The organism is Streptomyces botrytidirepellens (assembly GCF_003721215.1).
GTDB classification, from domain to species: Bacteria; Actinomycetota; Actinomycetes; order Streptomycetales; family Streptomycetaceae; genus Streptomyces; species Streptomyces himastatinicus.
The window spans coordinates 1-6,638 of sequence record NZ_RIBZ01000688.1 but is presented as its reverse complement, the minus strand read 5'-3'; the positions used below and the strand labels follow the sequence as shown (position 1 = coordinate 6,638).

Below are 6,638 nucleotides of genomic sequence, written 5' to 3'. Positions count from 1 at the left end.
GGGGCGGCGAGGAGCGGCTGCCGGGGCTGGCCGGTGCGTCGGGCCCGTGGCGGGTGGCCGTCGCCCGGGCCACCGGGCTGGCCCGGACCGCTGAGCCGCTGCTGCTGACCGGGGAGGCGGGCGTCGGCAAGTCCTCGCTCGCCCGCGCCCTGTTCGCCTGGCGCGGCACCACACCGCCGCTGGTGGTGGACGCCGCCGAGGGCGCGCCCGGTGACGTACCGCGCTGGTGCCACGCCGTGGCGGAGGGGGACGGCGCGCCACCGCTGCTCGTGCTCCACGCCGAGCGGCTGGACCAGCCCGATGTCGCCGTGCTGCTCTCGCTGCTGGCGCGGCGGCCCGAGGTGCCGCTGACGGCGACGCACACCCCGGGCACCCGGGTCGGCCCGTGTCTGCGGCGGCTGCTGGATCTGCTGACGGCCCGTTCCGTCGTACTGCCGCCGCTGCGCGAGCGCGTCGAGGACATCCCCGTCCTGCTGCCGGGGCTCGCCGGGCGCCCCTCCCCCGGCCGTCCGCCGCTGTCCTGGAGCCTGGACGCGCGCCGGGCCCTGGAACAGCACAGCTGGCCGGGCAACGTCGCCGAACTGTCCCAGGTGGTGCGGGAGGTGGCCGAGCACCGCCGCGCCACCGGCCCGGTGCGGCGCGGGGAACTGCCGCCGGGCCTGCGGGTGCCACCGGCCGCGCGACGGCTCAGCGGGATGGAGCGGGCGGAGCGCACCGCGATCCTGGAGGCGCTGCGCCGCCACGGCGGCAACAAGGCACGCGCGGCCGAGTCCCTGGGCATCGGCCGCGCCACCCTGTACCGCAAACTGCGCGCCCTGGGCGCGGACCAGCCGTAGTTTTACGCCCCGGGCTCGGCGACCTTGATGTGCCGGACGTCCATCGGGACCGCGCCACCACGGAAGGGCACGCGGCCCCAGTGGTGTGCGGCGTCGTACGAGACCGTCGCGCCCGCCGCGGCCAGCGCGACCTCGACGCTGTGTGCGGGGCCCGTATCGGTGAAGAACTGCCGGGTGTCGACGGTTCAATACGACCAGCTGTCTGAACCGCCGCAGGCCGTGTGTGCCACCCGTGACACTTACCGGAGGCCTCGCGTGACTCCCGTGCTCATCGACACCGATCCCGGCATCGACGATGCCGTGGCCATCATGTTCGCGCTGCGATCGGGCCTCGACCTGCGGGCGGTCACCGCGGTGTCGGGCAACCTCACCGCGGATCTCACCTCGGCGAACGCGCGCAAGATCCTCGCGCTGGCGGGCCGCGCCGACATCCCCGTCGCCCAGGGCCCGCTGGCTCCCCTCGTCCGCCCCTACCCCCGCGATCCCTTCTCGCACGGCGACGACGAACTGGCCAACACCGGGCTGCCCGCCCCGACCGCGCCCCCGGACCCGCGCTTCGCTCCCGATGTCATCGTCGACCTGGCGCGGGAGCACCCGGGCGAGCTGACCGTCATCGCGCTCGCTCCGCTGACCAACATCGCGCTGGCCCTGATGCGCGAGCCCGAGCTGCCCCGGCTGGTGCGGCGCCTGGTCATCATCGGCGGCTCCTTCGGCATCGGCCCCTGGGGCGGTCGGCGGGCGACCGGCGACAACCCGGTGAGCGAGTGGAACGTCTACGTCGACCCCGAGGCGGCCCGCGCCGTCTTCCACGCCGGTTTCCGGCTGACCGCCATCGGCCTCGACGTCGCGACCCGCCCGGAACTCGATCTCGGCGCCGCACACCTCGCCGCGCTCGCCGGATCGGCCACTCCCGAGGCCGCGTTCCTGCTCGACGTCCGCGCGTTCGTGCGGGACCGGGGCTTCGGCGACTACTGCGGACTGATCGACTCCCTCGCGGTCGCGGCGGTCCTGGAGCCGGGCCTCTTCGACCTGGTCGACCTGCGGGTCGACGTCGAGACCAGGAGTGAGCTGGCCCTGGGCCAGACCATCGTGGACGCCCGCGAACACTTCGCCTGGGACCACCTCCCGACCATCGAGGTGGCCGCCGACGCCGACTTCCCGCGCTTCCTCGACCGCCTGGTGGGGACGCTTTCGTAACCCCGCCCGAGGTCAGGCCGTCGGAGCCGTCAGCAGGTGTCGCCCACCGCGTCGATCTTCGCGCCGAACCGGCCGCTGTAGTTGCTGGCGTAGTCGCCCTTGCGGACCGAGCGGCATTCCTTGCCGGTGGCCCAGTCGATGAAGGCGCCGGTCCTGTTGGCCCGGAAGGAACCCACGTGGTCCACGAACCGGCTGGGCAGGTCCACGTAGCCGCCCCGCCACGTGTAGAGCTCGCCGGTCCCGTCCTGGAACCGCCACAGGCAGATCGCGTTGCTCGCGCAGGCGGGCAGCGCCTGGGCCTGTGTGGAGGGGCCCAGCGTGGTCACGACGACCGTCCCGGCAACCAGCGCGGCGCGCATGAGGCGTGCGTTCATCCCGTCCTCCTCGACGCGGAAGCGAATGCCCCGATTGTCCACCGCTCAAGAGAGGGCGGACAGAGAGCTCTTGTGTTCGACGTAGGGTTCTCGGCACGGTCAAGTTCACGCCGTTCAAGGTCGTTCAAGGGCGTTCAAGGGGGAACCGTGGGGGCTGGCGACACCGGGGGCACGGGGCGGGCGGACGTCGTCGTCCTGACCGCGCTGGAGATCGAGTACCGGGCCGTACGAGCGCATCTGGAGGATCCGCGCCCCGTCCGGGCGGAGCGCGGCTCACTGTTCGAGACGGGCGTCTTCCGCTCCGGGGCCCGGCCCGGCGGGCGTCGGGTGGCGATCCATATGACGGGGCCGGGAAACCCGGGCGCGGCGGCGCTGGTCGAGCGGGCGGCGGCGCTCTTCGCGCCGCGGGCCGTGCTGTTCGTCGGGGTGGCGGGCGGCGTCAAGGATGTCGCGCTCGGCGATGTGGTGGCGGCCGACGCGGTGTACGACTACGAGACCGGCAAGGACACCGAGTCCGGGTTCCTGCCCCGGCACAAGACCCATCAGTCCGCCTACGGGCTGGTGCAGCTGGCCCGTACCGTCGCCGCGGCCGACGACTGGCAGCGGCGGATCCTGCCCGGCGCCACCGCGCCGCGCCCGCGCGCCCTGGTCAAGCCGATCGCGGCGGGCGGCCGTGTGGTGGGGCACGAACGCTCCGACGTGGGCCGGCGGCTCGCGGCCGTCGCCGGGGACGCGATCGCGGTGGACATGGAGGGCTTCGGCTTCCTCGCGGGCGCGTACGTCAACCAGCAGCTCGACGCGCTGGTGATCCGGGGCGTCTCCGACCTGCTCGGCGACAAGGGCGAGGCGCACGACGACCGCTGGCAGCCCGTCGCCTCCCGGCACGCGGCCGCCTTCGCGTTCGAACTCATCGGGCGACTCCCCGGCGCGGAGGCGGCTCCCGGCGCGCCCGCCCGGCGCCGCCGCAAGCTCGGCGTCCAGGAACTCGGCGGTCTCGCCGACCTGTTGCTGGAGGTGCCCGGTCTGTCCTCCCCCGCCCGCTGGCAGCAGCTGCTCGACGAGCTGCCCACCGTCGGCACCGCGGTCGGCCGCCAGTCGGCGAGCCGCGCGGAGGCCCTGGCCCTGCTGCGCACCTGCGAGGCGCACCGGGCCCTGGGCGAGCTGGTGTCCGTGCTGGACGTCCTGGCTCCCGACGACCCGGCGGTGGCCGAACTCGCCCGCCGCATCGAGGGACTGGGCCTGGGCTGACCGGGACGCCCGAGGGTATTGCCGGGGGCGTGCGGGGGCATACAAGTTGTCCGGAGTCCGCGCGGGCGGCGCTTGCCTGTGGCAGGGTCTCCGGCGGGATCATCGGCGGCGGGGACCGGTGATGCGGGTACGGGGGAGGCACGGCATGGCGGCCATGCGGGAAGGCGGCCTCAGATCGGTCAACAGTTTGGTGTCGGCGTTGAAGGAGTTCCGCTGTCTGACGGATCCGGATTCCCGCGCACTGTGTCTGGACCTGGTCGCCATGGAAATGGAGACCACGTCCGTCCCGGTGCGCGGCCATCGCGTCACGGACTACTTCCTGGTGGAGCTGGCCCGGGAGTGTCTGGAGAACGCGCGGATGATGCGCGCGCTGCGCGCCTCGCTCGCGGTGATGGCGCCGGACACGGACGCCATGGAACACCTCGACTCGGTCGTGGAGGAGATGACGGCCCGTCCGGTGCTTCCGGCACCGGCGGCCGGAGGGCTGCGGTCGCTGCTGGAGGATCTGGAGTTCGGGCATCTGGGCCAGCTGTGCCGGGCCGCGGCGGGTCCGCTCCAGGACGTGCCCGCGGTCACCGGCCCCTGGCACGCCTTCGAGGAGCTGAGCCGGATGAACGCGCGGCCGGACGGGCTGCCGCCGGGGCTGGCCCTGGTGGAGTACCTGGCGGCGTCGGCCCAGCCGCTGCGGAGGGCGGAAGCGCTGCGGGCGTGGGCCGATGAGCAGGCGCGGGAGCTGGACCTGACCTCGCAGTTGAGATCGCTGCGCCAGCAGGTGGGGCACGCCGCCCCGGCCGAGCCGGACGACGCGTATCTGGTGATCCGGCTGCTGCCGCAGGAGGAACCGGGCCGTTACGAGCTGTCGTCCTGGCATCAGTACGACCCGAGCGGCTGGCATCCGGCCCGCGGCCCGGTCACCCAGGTCACCGCCGCCACCGCCGAACGGGCCGTGCAGGAGCTGGTGTTCGCGGCGGAGGAGGAGTGGAAGGACGCCCGGTGCATCCATCTGGAGTTCCTGCTGGGCCCCGAGGACCTGAATCTGCCGGTGCATCTGTGGCGCAAGGAGCTGGACAGCACGATGGCCACACCGCTGTGCATGGACTATCCGGTCGTGGTGCGGAGCCTGGAGCGGAGCCAGACCAGACGCTGGCACCGCCCGTGGAACCAGCGCTGGCAGCTCTTCACCGGACGGCCCGAACTCGCCAGACAGCTGGTCGTCGAGGGCCAGGATCCGGACAGTCCGCGCTCCGGCGACCCGGCCGCGCTGCTGGCCCGGCTCCAGGCCGATCCGCACGTCGTCGCGCTGATCCTCAACTCGCCGCCGGGCGGCGCCGGTGAGGGCGCGTACGAGGCGCTGGCGGCCTGGCGGGCGGGAATCCCGCTGGTGGCATGGGATCGCCGCGCCAGCCGGGATCCGGCGTTCGTCCAGTACTTGAGACAAAAATCGGACGAGGCCAGCGGGGACCTGGCACGGCTCCGCGAAGCCGTGACAAAGTTACGTCTGGACGCCCATACGATCGACTCCGCGGAGCGGGAGCATCACCCGGGGCAGCATGTGGTGCTCGTCTGGGACGACCCGACCCGCCCCGTGGAGACGCAAGGACGCATGACGGGGCCGGACGAGGGGTTGGGCAGTCGATGAGCGACGCAGAGCCTGCACGGCGGCACAACGGACGGATCCCGGGTGGCGACGGCTCCTCCTCCGGTCCCCTGCCGTCCGGCATTCCGCGCCCCTGGTGGATCTACCAAGGCACCGGGCGCCCGCTGCACGACGTCAGCCTGGAGGACATCCTTCCGCCCCCGCCGCCCTGGCGCACCTTCGGCGGGGTCTCGGCCTGCCCGCCGGACGGCTACGGCGCCGACGGCGCGTTATCCGACCCGGACGAGCCGCCGACCGAGCCCCCGGCGCCGCCGGAGGACGTCCAGGACACCGCCCGCCGGCTCGGCGCGACCCCGCTCGGCCTGCGGTCGGAGGCCGAGGAGGCGGACGTGGTGAACGCCGCGCTCATCCTGCGGCGCCCGCTGCTGGTCACCGGCCGCCCGGGCACGGGCAAGTCGACGCTGGCGTACCGCATCAGCCGGGAGCTGGGCCTGGGCCGGGTGCTGCGCTGGCCGATCACCACGCGTTCCACCCTGCGGTCCGGTCTCTACGGCTACGATGCCGTCGGCCGTGTGCACGCCGCGGCGGCCGGACAGGCGGCTGAGGAGGACGGTCACGAACCCGGACCGGAGGACATCGGCGACTTCCTCCAACTCGGCCCGCTGGGCACGGCGATGCTGCCGCACCGCCTCCCCCGCGTCCTGCTCATCGACGAATTCGACAAGAGCGACATCGATCTGCCCAATGACCTCCTCGACATCTTCGAGGCCGGGGAGTACTCCATTCCCGAGCTGGTGCGCATCCGCAGGCGGCGCCCGGCCGTATCGGTCCTCACCGACGACCCCGACCGCAGCACCGTCATCGACTCGGGCCGGGTGCGCTGCCGCGCCTTCCCCGTGGTCGTCATCACCAGCAACGGGGAGCGGGAGTTCCCGCCCGCGTTCCTGCGCCGCTGTCTCCAGCTGCGGCTGCCCGACCCGGACGCCGACCGGCTCGCCGCGATCGTGGCCGCGCACCTGGGCAGAGCGGACGACCCGCGCGCCCGGGAGCTCATCGACATGTTCCTGGAGCGCAGCCGTCACGAAGGCGGGCTCGCCGCCGACCAGTTGCTCAACGCGGTGTATCTGGTGACGGCCCGTTCCGAGGCTCCGGGGCCCGAGTGGGAGGAGCTACTGCGCGCCGTCTGGCACCGCCTGGACGCCGCAGGCTCGACATGACACAGGACCCAGGCGGCAGGTCCGGCGAGCACGGCCCGCGGGACCTCGACTGGCAGCAGGTCGCCGATGCCTTCTGGCTGGCCGTCTGCAAGGCCGAAACGGACCGCGGACCCGGCCGCCCGGCGCCCGGCCCGCTCCCCGCGCCCCCGCACGGCGACGCCCCGCCGCC

General features: G+C 73.7%; 6 protein-coding genes. 5 read left to right on the top strand and 1 reads right to left on the bottom strand.

Annotation, left to right across the window (positions count from 1 at the left end; translation table 11 throughout):
* Together EEJ42_RS35825 and EEJ42_RS35820 are read left to right on the top strand one after the other, a co-directional pair.
* Positions 1–836: helix-turn-helix domain-containing protein (locus EEJ42_RS35825; RefSeq protein ID WP_281291584.1), on the top strand; the 836-nt coding region annotated here is incomplete at its 5' end.
* 255 nt (positions 837–1,091) lie between these two features.
* Positions 1,092–2,033, top strand: a complete 942-nt coding sequence (locus tag EEJ42_RS35820) for a nucleoside hydrolase (protein WP_123106379.1) — start codon at positions 1,092–1,094, stop codon at positions 2,031–2,033.
* Positions 2,034–2,062: 29 nt separating this feature from the next.
* Here the strand turns inward: EEJ42_RS35820 and EEJ42_RS35815 are convergent, their stop codons facing one another.
* Positions 2,063–2,407 (bottom strand): hypothetical protein, encoded by a 345-nt coding sequence (locus tag EEJ42_RS35815; protein ID WP_123106380.1) that lies wholly within the window; start codon positions 2,405–2,407, stop codon positions 2,063–2,065.
* Between the two features lie 147 nt (positions 2,408–2,554).
* Between EEJ42_RS35815 and EEJ42_RS35810 the strand changes: the two genes are divergently transcribed.
* From EEJ42_RS35810 to EEJ42_RS35800, 3 genes are all read left to right on the top strand, one after another.
* Positions 2,555–3,655 carry a phosphorylase family protein gene (locus tag EEJ42_RS35810; protein ID WP_184503437.1) on the top strand — a complete coding sequence of 367 codons (1,101 nt, stop codon included), beginning with the start codon at positions 2,555–2,557 and terminating at the stop codon, positions 3,653–3,655.
* A 145-nt stretch (positions 3,656–3,800) separates the two neighbouring features.
* Positions 3,801–5,294, top strand: a complete 1,494-nt coding sequence (locus tag EEJ42_RS35805) for a VMAP-C domain-containing protein (protein WP_123106377.1) — start codon at positions 3,801–3,803, stop codon at positions 5,292–5,294.
* The gene (locus EEJ42_RS35800; protein ID WP_123106376.1) at positions 5,291–6,469 is read left to right on the top strand and encodes an AAA family ATPase; all 1,179 of its coding nucleotides are present in this window, start codon (positions 5,291–5,293) and stop codon (positions 6,467–6,469) included. Before EEJ42_RS35805 ends, EEJ42_RS35800 begins: the two co-directional genes overlap by 4 nt.
* Positions 6,470–6,638 lie beyond the last annotated feature (169 nt).

Bases quoted from the DNA above. Each gene is read 5' to 3' on its own strand.
- EEJ42_RS35815 (WP_123106380.1), bottom strand. From the start codon at position 2,407: ATGAACGCACGCCTCATGCGCGCCGCGCTGGTTGCCGGGACGGTCGTC.
- EEJ42_RS35805 (WP_123106377.1), top strand. From the start codon at position 3,801: ATGGCGGCCATGCGGGAAGGCGGCCTCAGATCGGTCAACAGTTTGGTG.
- EEJ42_RS35800 (WP_123106376.1), top strand. From the start codon at position 5,291: ATGAGCGACGCAGAGCCTGCACGGCGGCACAACGGACGGATCCCGGGT.